Annotated in this window: 17 protein-coding genes; 16 read left to right on the top strand and 1 reads right to left on the bottom strand. The window is 43.2% G+C overall.

Annotation, left to right across the window (positions count from 1 at the left end; all coding sequences use genetic code 11):
• Positions 1-182: 182 nt before the first annotated feature.
• From ltrA to AC622_RS09420, 15 genes are all read left to right on the top strand, one after another.
• Entirely contained in the window at positions 183-1,568 is a 1,386-nt protein-coding gene (gene ltrA, locus AC622_RS09345; protein WP_049669436.1) for a group II intron reverse transcriptase/maturase, read from the top strand.
• Positions 1,569-2,065: 497 nt separating this feature from the next.
• Positions 2,066-2,539, top strand: a complete 474-nt coding sequence (locus tag AC622_RS09350; RefSeq protein ID WP_049670829.1) for a hypothetical protein — start codon at positions 2,066-2,068, stop codon at positions 2,537-2,539.
• A gap of 386 nt (positions 2,540-2,925) precedes the next feature.
• Positions 2,926-3,747, top strand: coding sequence for a Cof-type HAD-IIB family hydrolase (locus tag AC622_RS09355; RefSeq protein ID WP_049670830.1), 822 nt, complete (start codon positions 2,926-2,928; stop codon positions 3,745-3,747).
• Between the two features lie 668 nt (positions 3,748-4,415).
• Positions 4,416-6,005 carry an acyl CoA:acetate/3-ketoacid CoA transferase gene (locus tag AC622_RS09360; RefSeq protein ID WP_049670831.1) on the top strand — a complete coding sequence of 530 codons (1,590 nt, stop codon included), beginning with the start codon at positions 4,416-4,418 and terminating at the stop codon, positions 6,003-6,005.
• Between the two features lie 92 nt (positions 6,006-6,097).
• On the top strand, positions 6,098-7,336 hold the full coding sequence (locus AC622_RS09365; protein ID WP_049670832.1) for an L-lactate MFS transporter: 1,239 nt from the start codon (positions 6,098-6,100) through the stop codon (positions 7,334-7,336).
• A 24-nt stretch (positions 7,337-7,360) separates the two neighbouring features.
• The gene (locus AC622_RS09370) at positions 7,361-8,323 is read left to right on the top strand and encodes a DUF561 domain-containing protein (RefSeq protein WP_049670833.1); all 963 of its coding nucleotides are present in this window, start codon (positions 7,361-7,363) and stop codon (positions 8,321-8,323) included.
• A 191-nt stretch (positions 8,324-8,514) separates the two neighbouring features.
• Positions 8,515-9,915, top strand: a complete 1,401-nt coding sequence (locus AC622_RS09375) for a sigma-54 interaction domain-containing protein (RefSeq protein ID WP_049670834.1) — start codon at positions 8,515-8,517, stop codon at positions 9,913-9,915.
• A gap of 419 nt (positions 9,916-10,334) precedes the next feature.
• Positions 10,335-11,687 (top strand): aminotransferase family protein, encoded by a 1,353-nt coding sequence (locus tag AC622_RS09385; RefSeq protein ID WP_442853803.1) that lies wholly within the window; start codon positions 10,335-10,337, stop codon positions 11,685-11,687.
• Between the two features lies 1 nt (position 11,688).
• A complete protein-coding gene (locus tag AC622_RS09390) occupies positions 11,689-12,972 on the top strand; it encodes an aspartate aminotransferase family protein (RefSeq protein ID WP_049670837.1) in 1,284 nt (427 codons plus the stop codon).
• 12 nt (positions 12,973-12,984) lie between these two features.
• Positions 12,985-14,430, top strand: coding sequence for an aldehyde dehydrogenase family protein (locus AC622_RS09395; protein WP_231589502.1), 1,446 nt, complete (start codon positions 12,985-12,987; stop codon positions 14,428-14,430).
• 14 nt (positions 14,431-14,444) lie between these two features.
• A complete protein-coding gene (locus tag AC622_RS09400; protein ID WP_049670838.1) occupies positions 14,445-15,920 on the top strand; it encodes a M81 family metallopeptidase in 1,476 nt (491 codons plus the stop codon).
• Positions 15,921-15,947: 27 nt separating this feature from the next.
• The gene (locus AC622_RS09405; protein ID WP_049670839.1) at positions 15,948-16,424 is read left to right on the top strand and encodes a GNAT family N-acetyltransferase; all 477 of its coding nucleotides are present in this window, start codon (positions 15,948-15,950) and stop codon (positions 16,422-16,424) included.
• Positions 16,425-16,542: 118 nt separating this feature from the next.
• Positions 16,543-17,256: a potassium channel family protein gene (locus tag AC622_RS09410; RefSeq protein WP_049670840.1), complete on the top strand. Its 714-nt coding sequence runs from the start codon at positions 16,543-16,545 to the stop codon at positions 17,254-17,256.
• 176 nt (positions 17,257-17,432) lie between these two features.
• Positions 17,433-17,996 carry an alkyl hydroperoxide reductase subunit C gene (ahpC, locus tag AC622_RS09415; RefSeq protein ID WP_049670841.1) on the top strand — a complete coding sequence of 188 codons (564 nt, stop codon included), beginning with the start codon at positions 17,433-17,435 and terminating at the stop codon, positions 17,994-17,996.
• Between the two features lie 80 nt (positions 17,997-18,076).
• A complete protein-coding gene (locus AC622_RS09420; protein WP_049670842.1) occupies positions 18,077-19,735 on the top strand; it encodes an FAD-dependent oxidoreductase in 1,659 nt (552 codons plus the stop codon).
• A gap of 21 nt (positions 19,736-19,756) precedes the next feature.
• On the opposite strand, the gene AC622_RS09425 is transcribed toward AC622_RS09420, so the two are convergent.
• Positions 19,757-20,140, bottom strand: coding sequence for a hypothetical protein (locus AC622_RS09425; RefSeq protein WP_049670843.1), 384 nt, complete (start codon positions 20,138-20,140; stop codon positions 19,757-19,759).
• A gap of 134 nt (positions 20,141-20,274) precedes the next feature.
• Here AC622_RS09425 and AC622_RS09430 point away from each other — a divergent pair, with 134 nt between their 5' ends.
• A complete protein-coding gene (locus AC622_RS09430) occupies positions 20,275-21,711 on the top strand; it encodes an NADP-dependent glyceraldehyde-3-phosphate dehydrogenase (protein WP_049670844.1) in 1,437 nt (478 codons plus the stop codon).
• Positions 21,712-21,931 lie beyond the last annotated feature (220 nt).

Genomic DNA, 21,931 nt, shown 5'->3' on the forward strand with positions numbered 1-21,931 from the left:
TCTTACCAGGGGAGGTCTTGTGAGGGTGCAGTGTGAGTTGAATGAGAACGAGCCAGCACAATCGAAGTGGTGACATCTCGATGAATCACAAGAAGTCAGCCGAAGTCATAGTAGTATCCCATCTGACAAGGATACGAAGGACGGAACAATAGTAATTTTGAGCATTTTAGGAGGTGTGGAAAGTGCGACAATCGCAGAAAACAGGACAATCTGGCTATCGTCAGAGAGATAATGTGGAACATGAAGGGTATGACGAAGTGCGTAGCACTTTTCATGGTGAACAGAACAATCAAAATGGTGTAAATCTGTTTGAGAGAATCCTATCAAGGGATAATCTCAATCTTGCTTACCTTCAAGTTGTCAGAAATAAAGGAGTGGCTGGAGTCGATGGCATGACATGCGAACAGTTACTTCCGTACTTGAAGGAACATCGGGAGGAATTACTAGCGCAACTCCGAGATGGAACATATAAACCTTCTCCCGTCTTACGGGTAGAAATCCCGAAATCTAATGGAGGAAAGCGTAAACTAGGTATTCCAACCGTCATCGACCGAATGCTTCAACAAGCTATCAATCAAGTCTTACAACCATTATTTGAACCGACCTTTTCGGATAATAGCTTTGGGTTTCGTCCAAAACGTAGTGCTCATGATGCCATTAGAAGAGCACAGACGTACTACAAAGAAGGGTATAGATACGTAGTAGACATTGATATGAAAGCTTATTTTGATACGGTGAATCATGACAAACTTATGTACTTTATCGAGAGAAAGGTAACGGATAAGCGTGTCCTACGACTGATTCGTTTATACCTTCAGAGTGGCATCATGACAAATGGGCTGGTTGAGCGATCGGAGAAAGGAACACCGCAAGGTGGAAACCTATCCCCATTACTCAGTAATATCTATCTTAATGAATTTGACCAGCTTTTAGAGAAGCGCGGACACAAGTTTGTGCGTTACGCGGATGACTGTAACATCTACGTGAAGAGCCGACGTGCAGCGCAACGAGTGATGAACAAGGCCATTGACTATCTTGAAGGGACATTAAAGCTCACCGTTAATCGTGAAAAAAGTGCCGTAGGCAGTCCGTTGAAACGAAAGTTTCTGGGATTCTGTCTGCTTACGACAAAAACGGGGGTCAAAATTCGTCCTCATAATAAGGTGAAAGTATCGGTAAAAGCAAAGCTGAAGAAAATCACAAAGCGTAACCGGGGAAGAAGCCTTGAAATCATTCTAAAGGAAATCCGTCAGCTTATGACTGGTTGGCTAAACTACTATGGTATTAGCGAAATGAAAGGGTTTATGAATGAATTGAATGGATGGTTGAAGCGAAGAATCAGACAATATATCTGGAAACAATGGAAATATCCACGAACAAGAAGGAAAAATCTGATTCAATTGGGTATCGAAAAGCAAAAGGCTTATGAATGGTCGAACACTCGGAAGAGTTATTGGTGTATCTCCAAGAGTTACGTCCTTCATCGGTCCTTAACAGATAAAGAGCTGGCACGTCACGGATATGAAGACATATCTGTGAAATACCAGCTCATTCACTCAAGCTATTGAACCGCCGTATACGGGTCCGTACGTACGGTGGTGGGAGAGGGGCGGAAATTCAAGTGAATTTCCCCTCTACTCGATTTTGGTGAAGAAAGTTGATATTTACGCACCGTTGATTTATGTTTCAGGCGGTTGACTATTGGGGAGCAGCGGACAGGGGAGTTCGCACAGATGTAAAAAGCATCGAAGAGGCTCCTAGATCGCCCCTTGGTTTTTCCGCCTGCAACGAAAATCAACACGTAAGATTAACAGAGCCTTCTTTTTAGATTAACCTTTAGAAAAGTATATAGACGAGAGGGTGACGATGAAATTATTATCTAATATAACCATTTACAAGGGAATTCACTGGATTAATAAGCATTGTATTTTTCCTGTGAAAAGTGTGAATGAAAAGATTAGATTTATTCTTATATACAAATATTTTTTGATTAAAATAAATTTATAGCGGGTAAAAATATAATATAAATATAATATTAACTTATCTATACAAAGGAGTGAGAAAAATGAAAGAGGTTAAATTTTCAATCAGTTTATTATTCTTTTGGGTAAAAGGGAAAATAGAGGTTGATAATCGATTTGTTAAAACGAATTTATCTAACACCATATTGGGATTCATTCCTGCAGGGAAGGATCAACAAAGCATTCCTCTTAAGAATATTTCAGGGACAACCTTATCTACCAGTTATAAACTTAAACCAATTATACTAGGATTACTTGCGATTCTTTTCGGATTCGGCAGTATGGGAGATAGTTTTGTTCTTGGATTAATTCTTCTGATCCTTGGCGTTGGAATGGCCGGAAGCGGCATCCAAACAGTATTGTTGGTTGAAAAGGCCGGCAACCCTTATATCATTAGTGTGCCTTTCTTCGAAAAGAGTAAAATGCTAATCATACAAAATAGTATTCATGACGCATTAGCCTATGATACCGATAAAACTGATTTAAATATGTTTTTTGACAAAAAACCAACTACGTAAAAATTTGCGAATAATAGAATTGAGATTTCAATGAATGTTTTTATACCTTATGTATTATAAATTTTTACTAGAATTGTAGAAACTAGTGACTAACATAAAGCTCCGAATTTCTTGATTTTTAAGGGGATTGGGAGCTTTTGTTATACGTTGAATGCGTGGCTAGAGTAGTAGGTGAGGCAGATAGGATGGTGTGTATATAGGATAATTAACAATACCTACTATTGGACTGTATGTTTTATCTTGGTTTAGATTTAAAGACGATAGTGAAAATACAAAAGATAGGCTGTTAGACGCCATACTTAGAAAAAGAATTTGATTTTATTCATCCCTTTTGACGTGATTTATAGTACCATAATGATATTGTGCTATAAGAAAGGGATGACAGCATGACTTACAAAATGATTGTGTTAGATTTAGATGATACGTTACTTCGAGATGACCAAACCATCTCACCTCGTACGAAGCAAGCATTGATGGATGCCCAGGAGAGGGGAGTGAAGGTCGTTCTCGCTTCAGGACGTCCGACATTTGGCATGCAGCATATCGCTGAAGAGCTCTCTTTAGCTGAATACGGAAGCTATATCCTCTCCTTTAACGGAGGAAAAATTATCAATTGTAAGACACGTGAAGAAATCTTCAGCAGTACACTCCCGCATGAAGAGGTGCACGGCCTCTATGATCTTAGCCGCAGAGAGGGCGTTCATATTCATACGTATGTAGGTGATGAAATCGTCACAGAGGATGATAACGAGTTCACCAGCATTGAATCTGAATTAACAGGGCTGCCGATAAAGGTTGTAGATAGCTTCAAAGAAGCCGTAAGCGAGCCGGTTGTGAAAGCCTTAATGGTGTATGAACCGGAAAAACTAAAGCTTGTAGAAACGATGCTCCAGGAGGAATTGAATGGAAGGTTTAGCATCATGCGCTCCAAACCATACTTCTTGGAATTCACCGAGCTTGGCGTTACGAAAGGGACAAGCTTAAAGCAATTGATTGATGCATGCGGAATTAAACGAGAGGAAGTTATTGCGATTGGAGACAGCTATAATGATCAGGAGATGATTGAATTTGCTGGTCTTGGCGTAGCGATGGGCAATGCCAATGACGATATTAAAGCAATAGCTGATTATGTAACGGATACGAATATGAATGATGGGATTGCTAAGGTGGTTGAGGAGTTTATCTTTACAGCACCTGTTTTGGTTTAATCTATTCTCACTCATATTAATAGCATACAAGAATGATAGGATGATTTCTCTTATGGAGGAATCATCCTTTTGTTTATGTTCATTATCATGATTGTGTGAATAAATAAAAATATTGATAGATGGGACATAAAAAAAACGGTTGGATTCATAGAGAGACTGCTGTAGTTAATTTGCGAAAAGCACGGTATAAGCCTATACATAAAAAAAAATAATATTTTTTTTGGCTATATTCTATTGATTAAAAGCCTTTATATCACTGGTATTTTTATAAATATGACTTTTCTGAATAGAGGTGGGTAGTCACTAATGAAAAATAAGGATTAGGGTATCGGTTTTGAGGTTTGTTGCATTAGAACGACAAATGCAGCAGGATTCAATCGATTCTGTGACCTCAATTTAATATTCCACGAAGGCTGTCGTAAATTATCTACACAAAATAGATGTTTTTTGAGGGTGCGAAACATGGTTTGACGAACAGAAAAACATGTTTTACGATTCTATTGTGAAATGATTCACAAGAAATTAACCAAGTTAAATTGTCTGCTTAATCACAGAAACCTTATCAAATTGGGGTTCTTTATAGATTAATGAAAAAGGCTGAATATTTTTTTGGGCTAATATGTGAATAAATTCACAATAATATTTTTACTACATAAAGGAGTGTTAGTATGTCGAAGGTGATTTCAGCGGCAAGCGCAGCCGAGCTCATTAAAGATGGGGACACGGTTGCTGCAAGTGGTTTTGGGTTATCCTGCTGGGCAGAGGAAATGGGCATTTCAATTGAGGAACGTTTTCTTAACACAGGACATCCTCAAAATTTAACAGTCATGCATGCGAGTGCAGTCGGTAACCGCCGTGACAAAGGGATGAGCCATCTTGGTCATGAGGGTCTCATTAAACGCTGGATCGGGGGAATCGCGATTGCTTCTCCAGGAATGGCGAAATTAATTGAAGAGGATAAATGTGAGGCTTATAACCTTCCTCAAGGAGTTATCACACAGCTATACCGTGAAATCGCGGCAAAACGCCCAGGTGTGATCACAAAGGTCGGAATGGGAACATTTGTAGACCCGCGTGTTGAGGGAGCCAAAATGTCCCCATCTACGAAAGAGGATATCGTTAAAGTGGTAGAGCTTGACGGTGAAGAGTGGTTGTTCTATAAATCATTCCCAATCAATGTTGCATTGATCAGAGGGACAGTCGCAGATGAAAACGGCAACCTTACGCTTGAGAAGGAAGGTCTTCATATGGAGGTGCTCCCAATTGCTCAAGCAGCCCGTAACTCCGGAGGCATTGTCATTGCTCAAGTTGAGTCTGTGGCAAAAGCAGGAACATTAAACCCTAAGGATATTGCCGTACCTGGAATCCTTGTTGACCACATTGTCGTGGCGAAACCGGAAAATCACTTCCAAACTGAAAACACTCAGTATAACCCAGCCTTCTCAGGCCATATTAAAGTGCCATTGGAGAGTGTGCCTGCCCTTCCACTTGATGAGAGAAAGGTTATCGCACGCCGTTCAGCTGCTGAACTTGTGCCAAATACCATCCTTAATCTTGGTGTAGGTATTCCAGTGAATGTGTCCACTGTGTCTGCGGAGGAAGGGGTAAGCGACCAATTAATTCTCACGACAGAAGCAGGCTCCATTGGTGGTGTTCCGGCAGGTTTGAAGGATTTCGGTCATGCCTATAACAGTGAAGCAATTGTCGATCACCATGCACAATTTGATTTCTATGACGGCGGCGGAATCGACTTATCAGTTCTTGGATTAGCTCAAACGGATCAATTCGGTAATGTAAACGTAAGTAAATTTGGTACAAGAGTAGCCGGTTGCGGCGGATTCATTAATATTTCCCAAGCAGCGAAAAAGCTCGTCTTTGCCGGCACCTTTACAGCAGGCGGTTTAGAGGTAAAAGTATCAGACGGTAAATTGCATATCATCCAGGAAGGTAAAGCAAAGAAATTCATTAAGCAAGTACAGCAAATCACCTTCAGCGGTAAATATGCATCTGAAATTAAGCAGCCTGTCATCTATGTAACAGAACGTGCCGTATTCGAATTGATTGACGGTAAACTTACCCTGACAGAAATTGCACCTGGTGTTGATCTCAAAACACATATCCTGGATCAAATGGAATTCACTCCTGCCATTGCGGAAGACTTGAAGGAAATGGACCCAGGCATGTTTGAGGAACAATGGGGCAAATTGAAAGACATCGTTTCAGTTAACGGGACCAAGCCAGAAGGCGTTTTGGCTTAAGGTTAGACAAGAAGAGAAAAATGGCTGGCAATGGAGGTAAGGAAGAGCATTGCCAGCAGATAAATAAGTGAATAAGGAAGGAATTACAGAAAATGAACACATCTTTAAATCGTTGGTCGATTTTATGGGCATCGACTCTCATTAACTTATGTGTGGGAGCTGTGTATGCATTCAGTATTTTTGCCTTGCCTTTGACGGCAGTGTTTGATGCCACTATGGGCGACATTATGATGGCTTTCACAATCAATGCCGCTATCTCTCCAATCCCGATGATTCTTGGCGGGAAATTAAATGACAAAGGAATGGCGAAAATAGCCATCATTATTGGTGGATCTTTATTTGGTCTTGGATTCATTCTCTCAGGTTTTGCTACTGCTCCATGGATGCTTTACATTACATACGGCTTAATTGCCGGTATGGGGCAAGGAATTGTGTATTCTTCAACCATTGGAAACACAGCGAAGTTATTCCCTGATAAGCGTGGACTTGCTGCCGGCATTGTAACAGCTGGATATGGCGGCGGTACAATCTTTATCTCACCAATTGCCAACTCTCTTATTGCAAGCTATGGTGTACAAGCTGCGTTCATGATTCTTGGCGCTGCCTTCTTGGTCATCATCCTTGGAGCGAGCGTAGTGTTTAAGGCTGCACCAGTCGGCTATATTCCAGAAGGCTGGATTCCGCCTGCTGCGGCAAAAAAAGGCGGCGTGAATATCCCTTGGACAGAAATGATCAAGAAACCAATCTTCTATGTTATTGCTTCTCTATTCTTGATTGGCGCATTATCCGGAATGATGGTTACGTCCAATGCATCTGTTATCGGACAAACGATGTTCGGTTTATCTGCAGCAACAGCAGCTCTTTATGTTAGTCTTTACAGCTTCTCCAACTGTGTTGGCCGTGTATTCTGGGGAGCGGTATCTGACCGCATCGGCCGCGTTAAATGCTTGATGATGATCTATCTCGTCATTTCGGCAATGATGTTAACGATTGCCCTTTCTACATCTGTATTAGGATTTGTAACAGCCATTGTTGGAATCGGTCTTTGCTTTGGCGGAACGATGGGAATCTTCCCGTCCATTGTTGGTGAGAAATTCGGTATGAAATACTATGGCGTTAACTATGGAGTTACCTTTATCGGCTACTCCGGTGCAGCCTTCTTCGGACCGCGTATTGCAGCAAGTGTAGCTGCTGCCAATGATGGCATGTTCACGAAGGCTTTCTATATCGCTTTAGCTATCTCGCTTGTCGGTCTTGCTTTGACATTCGTCTATCAATCTCTTGAGAAAAAACATGCCGCTGACATGGCAAAAACAACAGAAGCAGCTTAATTAATATTATAGGAGGAAATAAAAATGACCATTACAAAATTACTAGGTATCAAATATCCTATTTTCCAAGGAGCAATGGCACAAATCGCGCTAGCTCCGCTTGTAGGTGCTGTCTCTAATGCAGGAGGACTAGGCATCATCGGTTCTGGCGGATTCACAGCTGATCGCCTTCGTGAAGAAATTCGCAAAACGAAAGAAATTACGGATAAACCATTCGCCGTAAACCTTATGCTGATGATGCACAATATTCCGGAATTAGTGGATGTCATTGTAGAAGAAGGCGTAAAAATCGTTACAACTGGTGCGGGTACACCTGCTCCGTACATGGAAACATTCAAAGCGAATGGAATTAAAGTCATCCCTGTTGTTCCATCTGTGAAAATCGCGAAGAAAATGGAAGCTCTTGGAGTTGATGCAATCGTTGCAGAAGGAACAGAAGCAGGCGGTCATGTGGGTGAGACAACAACAATGGCCTTACTACCTCAAGTTGTGAGCGCCGTTTCTATTCCAGTTATTGCAGCAGGTGGTATTGCAGACGGACGCGGTATTGCAGCAGCCTTTGCCCTAGGTGCACAAGGCGTACAAGTTGGTACTCGCTTCTTGACGACAATTGAATGCCCTGTACATGAAAACTTCAAACAAGCTGTTCTTGATGCAGACGATCAATGCACAATGGTAACTGGACGCAGCCTTGGCGGCCCTGTACGAAGCATTAAAAACAGCATGATCATGGAATTCTTGAAGCTCGAGCAGCAAAATGCTTCCCGTGATGAATTAGAAAAGCTTTCTTTAGGCTCTTTGCGTAAGGCTGTCCTTGAGGGAGATACAGACAATGGATCTGTTATGGCTGGTCAAATCTGCGGTATGTGCAATGAGTTAACAACTGTTGAAGAAATGATCACTGAAATGTTTACAGAAGCACAAGAAGTCCTTCAAAAGATGGGACAAGTAACGCTTGTAGAAGAAAAAGAAGCCGTTTTGGCATAATGAAGTAAATAGAAGGAAGAGGGATATGTCATCTACGGCTTATCCCTTTCTCCATTTTACTTAATCTATTTTAGAAGAAAAATTCATGTGCATCAACGCGTTAAATGGATAAGCATTTATTTCCAATAGTCGTAACCATGATTTCTACTTATACTTGTGATAGTAATGATGCATGCAAAGGATAATGGCCTATGGATAAATTAACGAAAAGCTTCAATGAGAAGATGGACTTTCCTTCCACTTTATTTGTAACAGACGGCGAAGGAAATATATTGATTTCAAATGAATTTACAGCCCTGACAATCGGTATGTCCCTTGATGATCTTTTGAAAAGTAATGTGAAAGACCTAGTTACAGCAGGCTATTATGATCATTCCATTACCTTGGATGCGATAGCTCGAAAAGAACCAATCAGCCGGCGCATCTTGACCAATCGAGGTTTTAATGTCCTCTCGACAGCTACACCCATCATTGGCAATGATGGAGAGGTACAGTTGATTGTAACAAAATCAGCTAAATATGATAAAGGGACACAAGATGAGCAAGGCAAGATTTCTGTAATGGAAGAACGCCCCATATTAATTGACCAAGAGACAGCCTATCAATCTGAGGATATTGTGGCTGAAAGCTTGGCAATGAAACAGATCCTTCGAGTCTGCCTGCAAATTGCCTCCTATGACAGCAAGGTTCTCATTTGCGGAGAATCCGGTACAGGTAAAGAAGTCATTGCCAGATATATTCATCAGAAAAGTGATCGGGCCAATGGACCGTTCATCAAAATTAATTGTGCCGCCATACCAAAGTCCATGTTCGAATACGAATTATTCGGTTATGAGCAGGATGCCTATGGAAATGGTGTCAAAGAGAAGCAAGGGTTAATCGAATTGGCCAATGATGGAGTCTTATTTTTAGACGAAATCTCTGAAATGCCGCTTGATATGCAATCCAAGCTTTTGCATGTTCTCGAAACGAATGAATTAAGGAGAGTAGGGGGAACAGCTCCAATCACAGTCAATGGACGAATTATCGCAGCAACCAATCAAGATCTATGGACACTTGTGCAAAACAAGAAGTTTCGAGAGGATTTATATTACCGGATTAATGTGATTCCCATTCATATCCCGCCCCTCCGTAACCGGAAACCAGATCTTGCTGGCTTGATATCCAAGTTCCTCACTGAGTACAATCAGAAATACAATAAAGAATATATCCTCAGCGCGGAGGAATTTCATGAACTATTAACCCATTCATGGCCGGGCAATGTCCGCGAGCTGAAAAATTACATGGAAAGACTGATTCTCACCGTCCCGTCCGTCATTGCCCACTCAAAGGACGAAGAAGTGGGAGATTGGTTTGCTTTTGATTATTTTATTCAAAATAATTTCACGCAATTTGGCAGCTTAAAGGACTTTACCGCTATCTCTGAGGGCCGCTATATTGAACAAGTGCTCGCCTCATGCAATGGAAATGCGACCACAGCAGCAAACAAGCTTGGTATCCACCGCTCTGTCATCTATCGAAAACTCAAGAAGATGGAAGAAACCCTTGAAACAATCAAAGAAACAGCCGCATCGGCTGAATGTGAAAAATAAATAAACGAACTGTTTAAACGCCAAATCATCATTGATTTGGTTTTTTTGTTATCGATAATTTTTAACGATAATGGGTTTGCTGTGCCCACCCAATGCTCAGGCAACAGGGGTGAAGGGTGGGCAAAGGATGGGTATCGTCAGAGAAAGCCCACCCAATGCCCAGGCAACAGGGGTGAAGGGTGGGCAAAGGATGGATATCGTCAGAGAAAGCCCACCCAATGCCCAGGCAACAGGGGTGAAGGGTGGGCAAAGGATGGGCATCGTCAGAGAAAGCCCACCCAATGCCCAGACAACAGGGGTGAAGGGTGGGCAAAGGATGGATATCACCTGAGAACCATCAATCTGAAATCTACCTGAAGTTCGGTCTTTCAGCTCTGTTTCCGGCATAAACTTAGAATGGGGAGATGGGGGTGCTTCGGTTGGAGGATTATGTGTTTCACAGGGATCTAACGAAAGTGTATCCAATCATTACGCATGGCAAGGGTGTGTATCTGTATGCTGATGATGGGAAGCGGTATTTGGATGGGTGTTCTGGTGCGGTTGCGGCCAATTTAGGCCATGGAGATAAGGGAATTGCAGAGGCAATGGCTTTGCAGGCAGAGAAAGCAGCCTTTGTTCATACGATGCGCTTTGAGACAGAGGTTTTACATAAGCTGGCAGAAAGAGTCGCTAAGCTGGCACCAGCGCCGCTGAATAAGGTGTACTTTACCTGCGGGGGCTCAGAGGCGAATGAAAGTGCCATTAAGCTTGCCCGGCAATATTTCCGTGACAGAGGGGAGCCGGAAAAGCAGGTGGTAATTGGCAGGTGGCAATCCTATCACGGGAATACGATTGGTTCTTTATCAGCAGGCGGTGATATTAAGCGGAGGCAGCCGTATAATGGATATTTGCTGCCTTTTCAGCATGTATCGGCGCCACATTGCCTTCATTGCCCTTTTAATAGAATAGAAAGCGAATGTGAGAGTAATAAGGATTGGTCATGTGTTCATGAGCTGGAAAGGCTCGTACTCGAAATTGGACCGAGCCAAATTTCTGCTATTATTGCTGAACCAATCACAGGAAGCCAGGCAGGGGCTATTCCTCCGCCAAGCTCTTACTTTGAACAGGTTCGAGCGCTTTGTGACCGGTATGATCTGCTTTTGATCATTGATGAGGTCATGACGGGATTCGGTAGAACAGGGGCTCATTTTGCCATTGAGCATTATGGGGTTATACCGGATATTATCACTTTTGGAAAAGGGGTGTCAGGAGGATATTCTCCTCTAGGGGGTATGATTGTGCATGACAAAATAGTGGAGGGAATCATCCAAAACGGTCATGGGAAATTTGTGCACGGGTACACCTATAGCGGTCATCCCGTCACGGTCGCAGCGGGTGTTGCAGCACTCGAGAAGTATGAAACAGATGATATCCTGGCAAATGTAAATGAACAGGAAAACCATTTAATGTCTGGCCTTTTAAACTTAAAGAAAAAGTTTGCTATTGTTTATGACATAAGAGGCAGAGGTCTCTTCTTTGGCCTGGAGCTTGCATCTCGGCAAGATGGAACTCCCTTTATGCCGGATGAGCGAATCGCTGAGAAATTGAACGAAAAGGCTATGGAGCTTGGAGCTGTTTTCTATCCGGGGAGCGGGACGGTTAATGGGCATGCAGGAGATCATATGATTATTGCCCCGCCGTTAATCATTAACAGGGATGAAATCGATGAATTGATTGGCTTGCTGGACAGTGCGCTGCAAGCATTAATGGATTCCATGAAGGAGGGCACATGATATGAAGCATGCGGAAACGGAATATTTAAGAGGCCTTGCGAGGAAGCATATATCCCCCGTTAGTACACGTGTGACTGATTTGGTCATCAAACGGGCAAAGGGAGTGCGGTTCTGGACGGCGGATGGAAGTGAGTATATCGATTTTGTTTCAGGGGTTGCATCCAATGGATTAGGCCATGCCCATGACAGCATGGTGAAAGCAATTCAGCAACAGGCGGAAAACTTGATTCATTTTGGTTTGAACTATGGATATTATGAATCCGTTGTCAAATTATCCGAAAAAATTGCCCAAATTACACCGGGAAATCTGGATACGGTCTTTTTCTCTAATTCCGGCGGTGAAGCGATTGACGGTGCTTTGAAAATGGCGCGGGCAGTGACTGGAAGGCCGGGGATTATCGCCTTTGACGGCTCCTTCCACGGACGGACACTTGGCGCAACATCTGTCACTGGCTCGAGCAGTAAATACCGCACCTCCTATGAACCGCTGCTTGGTGAGGTCTATCATGTCACCTATCCATATCCAGGGCTTATTAAGGAGAATCCGCCAAAAGACATGGCAAGCTATAGTCTTGCTCAGCTCCAATCCTTATTTGAATTGCGGATTTCACCAGAACGTGTAGCCGCAATCTTGATTGAACCCGTCATGGGTGAGGGCGGTTATTATCCTGCACCGAATTCATTCTTGCAGGGCTTGCGAAGGATTGCTGACCAGCACGGGATTCTACTCATTTTCGATGAGGTGCAAACAGGCTTTGGCCGGACAGGGAAAATGTTTGCGGCTGAGCATTCGGGTGTTGTTCCTGATATTCTTGTCCTTGCGAAAGCCTTATCAGGCGGGATGCCGCTTGGGGCTATAGTGGCAAGCCGCGAGCTTCATGAGAAATGGCCGACAGGGGCACATGGTTCCACATTTGGCGGCAACCCAGTTTCTTGTGCCGCAGCCCTTGCCAGTATTGATGTGATTGAAACGGAGAATCTTGTTGAACGAAGTGAAAGGCTCGGGAAGAAAATCGTCAGCCGCCTGAAGGCTAATTTGCAAAAGTACAGGGATATTAAGGAAATCAGGGGTGTGGGAATGATGATTGGTATTGAGTTCCAGCCGTCGATAGCATCAAGGATTGTACCGGCAATCAAAGCAAAATGTTTGGAAAGACATTTGTTGATCATGAATTGCGGGGTACATGGCCAGACGATTCGCTTAATGCTCCCGCTGAATATTAATAAAGAGGATATGGATGAGGGCTTATCAATTCTTGAAAGTGCCATTGGAGAGCTCGTTTGAAGGGGTGAGGAAGTGAGTGCAATCATTCAAAAGCTGTATATGAACGGACGTTGGGAGAGTAAGTTTGGTCAACAGCTTTCAGAAAGCATTAATCCTGCCAATAAAGAGGTAGTTGGATATTATACGATGGCAGAGGGTGACCAGGTTCATCAAGCAGCAGAGTCTGCCTATCTAGCTTATCATGAGTGGAAGCGAACACCTGCACCTGTAAGGGCTGCCTATCTTTATAAAGCAGCAGAGATTTGTGCAGGCAGAAAAGAAGAACTGGCGAAGATGATGACGAAAGAAATGGGCAAGGTTCTGGCAGAGACCTTAGGAGAGGTCAATGTCGTGATCGAGACATGCAAATATATGGCCGCAGAGGGCAGGCGTCTATTCGGCCAAACCGTCCCTTCCGGCATGCCAAATTGTGATATTACGATGGTAAGGGAGCCTCTTGGCGTGGTGGCTTGTATTACACCATGGAATTTCCCTGTCGCATTGGCATCCTATAAGATTTGTGCCGCACTCATAAGCGGCAATACGGTTGTATGGAAGCCTGCCTCTGAAACTGCTCTCTCAGCTGGCGTTTTGATGGAAATATTCCATCAGGCAGGCTTTCCAGATGGGGTTGTCAATTTGATTACCGGTTCTGGAGGAAAGGTTGGCAGACAATTGGCCAGTCATCCTTATGTGGCTGCCGTCTCTTTCACTGGGTCAACCGAAGTCGGCCAGGAGCTGGCGGTCGAGGCAGCTAAACATATGAAAAAGATCTCGCTCGAGCTTGGCGGAAAAAATGCCGCCATTGTCCTTAAGGATGCGGACTTAGAGAAAGCAGCTGCCTGTATTGTGCGAGCTGCGTTCTCGACAACAGGACAGAAATGCACGGCAACAAGCCGAGTCATTGTTGAAAAAGATGTTAAGGCTGCCCTGTTAGATTTAATTGTCCAAAAAACGAAAAGCCTGAAAATTGGGGACGGGATGAAATCAGAGATTGATATTGGACCATTAGTGAATGAGCAACAGTTGGATATCGTTCATTCGTTTGTTGAAGAAGCATTAGCGGATGGGGCGAGACTCGAATGCGGTGGCAGACAAATTCCAAATCATAATGGGTATTTCTATGAACCTACAATCTTGAGCGGCGTATTGCCAGAACATAGAATTGCGAATGAAGAGATATTTGGCCCGGTATTGGCGGTCATTGAGGCGAAAGATTACGAGGATGCGATCCAAATCAATAATCAAACCGTTTACGGGTTATCGACCTCCTTATTTACAGAAAGCCTTTCTTATGCAAAGCGCGGGGCTAGGGAAATTGAAAGCGGCTTAGTTTATATCAATAATGGTACAGCAAATGCGGAAATCGGCGTAGCCTTTGGCGGATTGAAGCAATCTGGCAATGGTGCACGGGAAGTATCGCATCATGCTCTTGATAGTATGACAGAGTGGAAATCTATCTATGTATCTTATGAATGAAAGGGGGCTTCTTGATGAGGAAATGGAGAATTGGCATTGCCTTTTTTTATCATGAGTCCCATAGCTTCACGAAGGAAAAAACTACTATGGAGGACTTTAGACGCGAGGGATTTTTCACCGGCGAGGATATTCTTCATGCTTATACCGGAACGAAGACTGAGGTGGGCGGTTTCATTGATGTGTTACAGGAGGATGACCGATTTATGCTCGTTCCCCTGCAATGTACTGCCGCTGTCCCATCTGGCGTGGTGACGAATGAAACCTATCAGCAAATCAAAGAGGGTTTGCTTGAGGAAATCAAGAAGGCAGGAGAGCTGGATGGAATCTTGCTTGCTCTGCATGGCGCAATGGTCGTTGAGGGGGTTAATAATGCTGAACTGAGCTTGCTTGAGGAAGTCAGGATGGAGGCAGGCTGGGAAATGCCGATTGCTACAACCCTTGATATGCATGCGAATATCAGCCCAATGATGACCAATTGGACTCCTTACCATTTCGGTTTTAAAACCTATCCGCATATCGATATGTATGAACAGGGGAGAAATGCGGCCATGTCCCTGATCCGCCACTTGGCAGAGAGGAAACGGTATGAAGCGGCATGTGTAAAGCTCCCCATGCTTTTGCCTTCTATCAATATGAGGACAGACGAAGGACCGATGCAGCGAATGATGACCATTGCAAGGCAGTATGAAAAAGAGCCGGATATCCTGGCTGTGTCTGTGTTTGGCGGATTTCCATATGGGGATGTCGCAGATGCGGGAGCATCCGTCTTGGTCATCGCCAAAGAGAGGGAACGAGCATGGGCTGTGGCAAAAAGCATAAGTGACTATTATTGGGATATTCGGTATGAGTTTTTAGTCCATCTTCCTTCTATTAAAGAAGCTATCCATAGGGCACTTGCCCTTGATGAAGATAAGCCAATTGTACTTGCAGATATAGCGGATAATCCATTAAGCTGTGGTAGTGGGGATACTACTCTATTGATTGAAGCTTTCCTGAAGGAGAACCCCGGTAAAGCGCTTATTGGGCCAATCGCAGATAGCGGAACGTTGGAACAATGTCTTATAGCAGGCACGGGAAGCCATTTAAATCTATCAATCGGTGGTAAGACATACCCGGAATACGGGAGCCCGATTAAGGTTTCAGCAGAGGTCATAGCAGTCTCGAACGGTATATTTTATAATAGCGGTCCATTTAATCATGGGTTGAAGGTGGATGCTCAAGGGGCGGCTTTCATCCGTTCGGGGGAGATTGATTATCTCATCATTGGTCGTCCATTGTCAGCTAATGATCCTGAGTTGTTTCGGCATATTGGAATTGAGCCGATGGATTACCGGTATTTAGTCCTTAAGGCCAAAAATCATTTCCGTGCAGCCTTTGACCCACTCATTAGTCAGGTCATTTATGTGGATGCGCCAGGGGTGGCGACCAATCAAATTAATCATTTGCCTTTTAAGAGGATACCAAAAGGCGTGTGGCCAATGAAGTGTTGATATTTTTAATAGAAAAGAGGGAGCCGGATGGCTTTTGAACAGTCCGAATATTATATAGAGATCCCGCGTCATTTGACGCCGGAGCAGCAGCAAATGATGATTGAGTTAGAAAAGGATGCCTTTCCGGGGCTAGGTGCGGTGGATGAACAGACATTGGTTCCTATCGCAAGATATGGCAAGCTGATTTTATACCGGAAGAGCGGGGATGACCGTCCGGTAGCGGTATGTGAATGCCTCCGTGATTTTGAAAATCCAGAGAAAGCCTATATTTTCGGGTATTATGTTCGTTCTGACCAGAACGGAAAGGGTCTCGGTACGGTTTTTCTTGAAGAGGTGCTGAAGGAGCTTCGAAATGACGGATTCAAGAAGGTGACTCTCACGGTGAGTGAAACGAATACGGCAGCCGTTAAACTGTATCAAAAATGCGGGTTTGTCCAGGTAGAATACCGGCATCATGAATTCGGAGAAGGAGAACACCGCCTTTATATGGAGAAAGATCTTTGATTGCTTAAAACCATCCTGTAACAGGGATGGTTTTTTTCTATCTGTCCCAGCAATAGATACTATTTCCATTGTATCGTTAAGGTTTGATTTTATACGCTTAAATGGGAGGAGGTGGCCAATGAAGAAGGAACAAACATCATACATAAAGGACATTTTTATGGCCGCATTGGCAATTATTTCGCTGTTTTTGCTGTTAGATACCCATCATATTTACAGTTGGCTAAGACGGTTCATTTGGCTGATCTTCGTTATCCTCATTTCGTTTGAATTTTTTAAATCGAAAAACAAATGGGATTATGTGAAAAGGCATCCGTTTGAACTCATTGCTCTAATCCCTGTCAGCGGCGTTTTCCAAGGGGTTATGATTGTCAGATTATTACGCCTTGTCGTTCTATGGAAAATTCTCCGGACCCATTTCCCAGAGTTAATGGCGATTTTGACGATGAATGGATTAAGCAAGATGCTGAAGATCACCGGAGGCATGATTTTGATTTCTGCTATTCCAATCACCTATTTGGAGGAGGGGATCACAAGCTTTGCAGAAGGGATTTGGTGGGCGATTGTGACAACGACCACTGTCGGATACGGCGATATTGCCCCTGTAACGATTGGAGGCCGGGTGGTTGCCGTACTTCTTATGTTCTTTGGAATCGGCTGTATTGGTACGATTACTGGGACAGTAGCGACATATCTGGTTAGAAGCGGGGACAAGAATCCTCATAAGGAATTTATAAAGAATCAAATTGATCGGATTGAAACAATATCTGATAAAGATTTTGACATATTACTGCAGATGATTGGGCAGATTAGAAATGATAAAGTCAACCATTAATTATATCCGAATAATTATTTCGTTATCAATCAACTATCGTAATTGAGGATAATGATAGGTTTTTTAATAATTATTCTAGAAAAACGATTGACAAACTCTTTGATAATAATTATTATAAAATAGTATTAAGTAACACGTAAGAATCATTCAACAGATTCATCAGGAGGAATTACGATATGTCATTAATCAACAAGAAATTAGAAGATTTTACCGTGCAAGCTTACCATGATGGTGATTTTAAAGAGGTTACTTTGGAAGATGTAAAAGGCAAATGGTCTATCTTCTTCTTCTATCCAGCAGATTTCACTTTTGTCTGCCCGACTGAACTAGCTGACCTTCAAGATAATTATGCGAAACTTCAAGAAATCAATTGTGAAGTATACTCTGTGTCAACTGATTCTCACTTCGTACATAAGGCGTGGGCGGATGCGACAGACACAATTGGCAAAATCAAGTACCCGATGCTCGCTGACCCAGCGCATGTACTATCACGTCAATTTGAGGTGTTAATTGAAGAAGCAGGACAAGCACTCCGCGGTACATTCATCGTGAACCCTGAAGGCGAAATTAAGGCATATGAAATTCATGACCTTGGAATCGGCCGAACAGCTGAAGAAACTGTGCGTAAAGTACAGGCTGCTCAATTCGTGGCAGAGCACGGGGATAAAGTATGCCCGGCAAAATGGACACCAGGTGAAGAAACATTAGAACCAAGCTTGGACCTAATCGGAAAAATCTAATTAGATAAATGAGAGAAATGAAAGAGGCGCTCAGGAACTATTGGTGCCTCTTTTCAATACAAAGAGTAGGGTGAGAATGAATGACAAAGAAAATATATGATTTAATCATCATCGGTGGAGGACCGGCGGGATTGTCAGCTGGTGTATATGCTGGCCGCGGGAAGTTAAAAACCTTAATCCTCGAAAAAGGCAATACAGGCGGACAAGCTGCAACGACGAATGAAATCGTTAACTATCCAGGCATTCGCAAAACAACAGGACCAGCCTTAACAGAGGAAATGAAGCTTCAATGTGAGGATTTTGGTGCTGAGTTTGTTAAAACAGACGTCATCGGCGTTGATTTTGATGGTGATGTCAAAAAAGTAAAAACAGTGAATGGTGAATTTGAAGCACGTGCGGTTATCATTGCTACAGGCGCAGGCCCTCGTAAACTTGGTTTCCCTGGTGAAGCTGAATTTACCGGACGCGGTGTTGCGTATTGCTCCACTTGTGACGGAGAATTCTTCGAAGGCTTAGAAGTATTCGTAATCGGAGCGGGCTTCGCTGCAGCGGAAGAAGCAATCTACTTGACACGTTTTGCAAGCAAAGTAACTGTAATTGCGCGTGAACCTGAATTTACATGTGCACCATCCATTGCTGATAAAGTGCTTGCCCATGACCAAATTGAAGTGAAATTCAATACGGAGCTTCTTGAGGTCTCAGGTGAGGGCATGATTCAGCGTGCTCGTTTCATTAATAATGTAACGAAAGAGGAATGGGAATACGAGGCAAATGAGAAAGACGGCACATTCGGCGTTTTCGTATTTGTCGGCTATGCCCCTAAGACAGAGCTTTTTAAAGGTATTATCGAGATGGACCGTCACGGTTATATTGTGACAGACGAGGAAATGCGTACAAATGTAAAGGGTGTTTATGCGGTTGGCGATCTTCGTCCAAAATCCTTACGCCAAGTCATTACAGCGGTAGCTGATGGAGCCATTGCTGGTACAGATGTTCAAAAATATGTGGCTGAAGAGAAGGAACGCTTAGGAATTGCTGACGAACCAGAGGATGAAAAACCAGCCAAGAAAGAGGAAACAAAAGAAGCTTCCTCAACTGGGTCAAAAACATCTCTTCTGAATGATGCGATTCGCGGCCAATTGAAAGGTATTTTTGAACGGATGGAAAAGGATATTACTCTCGTATCCATCGTGGATGAAAGTATGCCAAAATCCGTTGAACTGCGTGATTTTCTCTCGGAAATCGCTGAGCTAGGCGATAAAGTACACTTAGAGCTTCATAAAAGAGGCGAAAACACGAAAGTGGAAGAAATGATTCATGCGGATAAATATCCAGTAGTCGCTTTATTGAACCATGCAGGTGAATATAGCGGTGTGAAATTCCACGGTGTTCCTGGTGGTCATGAGCTAAATTCCTTTATCTTGGCGATTTATAACCTAGCGGGACCAGGTCAAGCGCTAGATGCGGAAATTGCTGAATCCATTAAGGCCATTGATAAAGACGTTAACATTAAAGTCATGGTCTCTCTTGCCTGTCATTATTGTCCAGATGTTGTAGTCGGTGCACAAAGAATCGCGATTTTGAACAAGCGGGTTGAAGCGGAAATGGTTGATATCAGCCAGTTCCCTGAATTGAAAACGAAATACAAAGTCATGAGCGTTCCAGCCATGATTATCAATGATCAGGAAGTGGTTTTCGGAGCGAAGAAAATCAATGAGATCATTAAAGCCGTTCAATAATAGAATGCAAAGACCCAGCTGTCAGATGATAGCTGGGTCTTTCTGTTTAATCGTCTTAATGAGAAGAACGATGGATAGAAGGATGGCTGCTGCAAAAAGGATATAGGCGGTTTTTGTGTAAAGACTCATATAAAGGCAGCAAGCTGCCAGCTGCAATATAGCAAGGAGTAAACCGCTGTATGTGTACGGGTTCGGACGCTTTCTAATGGCGATAAAGAGCTGAAGACTAATGATATTGCATAGGAGTATAAAGCTTCCGGCCCGCACAATATCCCAATTCGAGATCACCGTACCTGGACTAAAAGCAAAAAGAAAATAGATTCCAATCGGTGCTGCTAGGAGATTAACCAGAACGACTATAAGCGACCAGAGGATTTTTCGCCAAATCGGCCGTGAAGTTCTCATATAAACCGCCTCTTTCAAATGAGATACCTTCATTTTCCCTCATTCGCTGCTGTTCCATTCAAACAATGTATAGAAAAATCTCTCGTGCAAAAGATAAAGCAAAGACTATTGGCTTAGCTTCGGAGGGATTAGATATGACGAAAACCTATGAGTTTTATCTCGATGGTGAGTGGAGAAGGAGTAAATCTAACGAGACAATCAGTATCATATCACCATATATGCAAAAGGAAGTCGGAAAGGTGCAAGCCATGCTTCAGGATGAAATTGAAGAATCCATCCAGAATGCAAAGCAGTCACAAAAAGACTGGGCTGGTACCCCAATCCTTGACAGGGCCAAATGCCTGCTAAGCTGGATTGATGAATTATTGAAAATAAAAAAAGAATTAGCGGAAACCGTGATGAAGGAAGTCGGAAAATCCTATAATGATGCCATAAAAGAAGTGGAGAGAACGGCAGATTTTATCCGTTATACTATTGAAGAGGCCACACATATGCATGGAGAAAGTATGCTTGGTGAAAACTTCCCGGGAGGAACGCGTTCTAAGGTCGCCATCATTCATCGGGTTCCGCTTGGCGTTGTCCTTGCTATATCTCCATTTAATTATCCTGTCAACCTAGCAGCAGCTAAAATAGCCCCTGCTTTGATCAGTGGAAATGCTGTCGTTTTCAAGCCGGCTACACAAGGAGCGATGAGCGGAACCCTCATGGTTGAAGCGCTGGATAAGGCTGGACTTCCAAAAGGAGTTTTAAATTTAGTAACAGGAAGAGGAGCGGTCATCGGTGATTATTTAGTTGAACATCCTGATATTAATATGATTTCTTTCACTGGCGGAACGCAAAACGGTATTCATATTGCCCAGAAGGCCAAAATGGTTCCGCTCGTTATGGAGCTAGGAGGGAAAGATCCAGCCATTGTCCGGAGGGATGCCAATCTTCCCTATGCTGTTAAGCAAATCATCGCTGGAGCCTATTCCTATTCAGGGCAGCGTTGTACGGCTATTAAAAGAGTTCTTGTGCATGAGGAAATTGGAGATGAATTTGTCCGCCTGTTAAAAGAAGAGGTTGAAGGATTATCTGTCGGTTCCCCAAAGGACAATCATACGATTGTTCCCCTTATTGACGACTCATCAGCAGATTTTGTTCAATCATTGATTGATGATGCCGTGCTTAATGGAGCCGTTACGGTTACGGGAAATAAGCGTGTCGGAAATTTGATTTATCCGACATTGCTTGATCATGTAACAGAGAAAATGAGGGTAGCTTGGGAGGAACCGTTTGGACCCGTCCTGCCCGTGATTCGTATTCATTCAGATGAAGAGGCGGTAAAACTGTCCAATCAATCTGAATTCGGGCTGCAGGCGAGTATTTTTACAGCTGATTTAAATGCGGGTTTTAAGATTGCTGAGAAGCTGGAAACCGGAACCGTACAAATCAATGGTCGCACTGAGCGGGGACCCGATCATTTTCCGTTTATCGGAGTGAAGGGTTCAGGTACTGGGACGCAGGGGATTCGCTCAAGCATTGAATCGATGACACGCGAGAAAGTGACTGTGTTAAATCTCTTAGATTGACTATAGCAGTATGTGAGCAGCTATCTGGTTTTTAGATAGCTGTTTTTGTTGGTTACACAATCATTCACCAAAAAAACACTGGAAAAGTGCTTTTGAGGGGATTTATTCATAAGGATGGCTGATGTGAGCGTCATTCATGACCTTGAGGATAGTACTAGCCATATGCAGATAAAAGTATTGGAGCAGATGATTGGAAGGGTGTAGTTTTGAGAAGCGTTTT

The organism is Bacillus sp. FJAT-27916 (assembly GCF_001183965.1).
In the GTDB taxonomy this organism is placed as follows: domain Bacteria; phylum Bacillota; class Bacilli; order Bacillales; family Pradoshiaceae; genus Pradoshia.

Bases quoted from the DNA above. Each gene is read 5' to 3' on its own strand.
- AC622_RS09405 (WP_049670839.1), top strand. From the start codon at position 15,948: ATGGCTTTTGAACAGTCCGAATATTATATAGAGATCCCGCGTCATTTG.
- AC622_RS09360 (WP_049670831.1), top strand. From the start codon at position 4,416: ATGTCGAAGGTGATTTCAGCGGCAAGCGCAGCCGAGCTCATTAAAGAT.
- ahpC (WP_049670841.1), top strand. From the start codon at position 17,433: ATGTCATTAATCAACAAGAAATTAGAAGATTTTACCGTGCAAGCTTAC.
- AC622_RS09365 (WP_049670832.1), top strand. From the start codon at position 6,098: ATGAACACATCTTTAAATCGTTGGTCGATTTTATGGGCATCGACTCTC.
- AC622_RS09410 (WP_049670840.1), top strand. From the start codon at position 16,543: ATGAAGAAGGAACAAACATCATACATAAAGGACATTTTTATGGCCGCA.
- AC622_RS09390 (WP_049670837.1), top strand. From the start codon at position 11,689: ATGAAGCATGCGGAAACGGAATATTTAAGAGGCCTTGCGAGGAAGCAT.
- AC622_RS09400 (WP_049670838.1), top strand. From the start codon at position 14,445: ATGAGGAAATGGAGAATTGGCATTGCCTTTTTTTATCATGAGTCCCAT.
- AC622_RS09355 (WP_049670830.1), top strand. From the start codon at position 2,926: ATGACTTACAAAATGATTGTGTTAGATTTAGATGATACGTTACTTCGA.
- AC622_RS09375 (WP_049670834.1), top strand. From the start codon at position 8,515: ATGGATAAATTAACGAAAAGCTTCAATGAGAAGATGGACTTTCCTTCC.
- AC622_RS09430 (WP_049670844.1), top strand. From the start codon at position 20,275: ATGACGAAAACCTATGAGTTTTATCTCGATGGTGAGTGGAGAAGGAGT.
- AC622_RS09370 (WP_049670833.1), top strand. From the start codon at position 7,361: ATGACCATTACAAAATTACTAGGTATCAAATATCCTATTTTCCAAGGA.
- AC622_RS09350 (WP_049670829.1), top strand. From the start codon at position 2,066: ATGAAAGAGGTTAAATTTTCAATCAGTTTATTATTCTTTTGGGTAAAA.
- AC622_RS09425 (WP_049670843.1), bottom strand. From the start codon at position 20,140: ATGAGAACTTCACGGCCGATTTGGCGAAAAATCCTCTGGTCGCTTATA.
- AC622_RS09420 (WP_049670842.1), top strand. From the start codon at position 18,077: ATGACAAAGAAAATATATGATTTAATCATCATCGGTGGAGGACCGGCG.